This window comes from Companilactobacillus nantensis DSM 16982 (assembly GCF_001435815.1).
GTDB lineage: Bacteria > Bacillota > Bacilli > Lactobacillales > Lactobacillaceae > Companilactobacillus > Companilactobacillus nantensis.
In genome coordinates this window covers 1-1,685 of the sequence record NZ_AZFV01000071.1, presented here as the reverse complement: position 1 = coordinate 1,685, position 1,685 = coordinate 1, and the positions used below count along the sequence as shown (strand labels likewise).

Here is a 1,685-nt window from a genome sequence, read left to right as displayed (position 1 = left end):
TTTTTCTACCCTTAGTCAAGGATAATCCTTGATATAACAGTATTTATTATTAAATGGGTGGCTAGTAAGCTTCTACGAAGTAGAAGCCCTAGCCACTATTTTTATAGATTTATATAATTTAATGTTCATTAAATAAGAGTAAGCAATAACTTAGTTTAAAATATGTATTTTAACTTACAGAGTTATGCTCACGTGTTAATATTATCTGTAGAAACGGGTTATACTTTGCCGTGTTGGGTTTTCGTATAATCGTAAGTTTCGTTATTTAATACAAGATGGTAGATGGTTCTGATGAGGCGACCTACCGCTGCTATGGCAATCTTCTTGGCTCCTTTGGAGCTAGAAGATTGCTTTTTCTTTTGGTAATAATCGTTGATATGGGTAGGATGAGTCCTCGAAGCTGAAGCAATATTTCCTATAGATCGATAGAGAATCTTTCTGGCATATGGATTGCCACGTTTACTGATAGTATCACTGGCCGTAAAGTTACCTGATTCATAATGTCTTAGATCAATTCCTATGTATGCATTCACTTGATTGGGTGATGAAAAACGCCTGATATCACCAATCTCACCGATTAATGAAGTCGCTGTAGTAGTTGATATACCAGGGATACTACACAGTATTTCATATTCTGAAAGTTGCTTTGCCAAGCATTCCATAGAATTAACTATTTCTTCCTGCTTGTATTGTAGATCAAGCAATCTTTGAGCATGATACTGTACTTGATGAACGACCAGTGAATCGCCACGTACCGCAGGTACGGCGATACTAGCCAGTTTCGTTAAAGAGACCGCAATTTTATGAGCACGTTGTACACTAATATTCTTATCAGATAAGTTCAATATAATATTTGTTAAATAATTTAAATCATATTCCTCTACCAAAATTGATATTGGAAACTCAATTAGTAAATGCCAATATAATTGCCCGGATGGATGGCTTAATAGGCTTTCTATCTCTGGAAATGTAAGCTGTAGGATTCTGTGAAGACGATTCTTCTCGGTAACTAAGTCAGATACAATCTCCTGATAAAATCTACTTTGGTCCATTAACTCTGAATAAATGGGATCTTGTACAATAGTTTTAGCTCTATCAAGCCTAAACTGTGTTTCAGCCAAATGATAGGCATCATTTTTATCAGTTTTATTCATTCTTAATCCATCCATTTCTTTTTTCGCCTGAAGTGGATTTAACTGAGTATAACTGTATCTATTTGTTTGGAGAAAAAAGGCTAATCTTCTTGAATAAACACCGGTTGCTTCAAAAACAATTTGTGGTTCTCTATAGTTGTTTAGCTCGTTTTTCAAACGGCTAAATCCAATCGCATCATTACAAATCTTAAAATCTTTTATCCTTGTTCCATCAACCATTAAAACCACCATAGATGTAGAACTACTAACGTCTATACCTAATACTGCTGTCATAATAACTACCTCATCTTGTAATTGTTGAGATGAAATATTTCTACTAAAATCAAGATTTAATTTTCTATACACGACGTTATACGTCCAACAGACTACGAACAAATTCAAATGATTTTAGTGAAATTGCCATTTTTGTTTACGACGTCTAGCGCCAAAAGGCCTCACGGCATTCATCTCACATTCACTTTAACAAAAAAAGTGAGTAATTAGATCTCCCGTCAGAGATTTAATTACTCACTAAGCTTAGTCTGTTTTGTT

1 protein-coding gene is annotated in these 1,685 nt (G+C 34.5%); it reads right to left on the bottom strand.

The annotated features are described in order from the left end of the window. Positions 1 to 218: 218 nt before the first annotated feature. Positions 219 to 1,427, bottom strand: a complete 1,209-nt coding sequence (locus tag FD31_RS13715; RefSeq protein WP_057893322.1) for an IS110 family RNA-guided transposase — start codon at positions 1,425 to 1,427, stop codon at positions 219 to 221. Positions 1,428 to 1,685 lie beyond the last annotated feature (258 nt).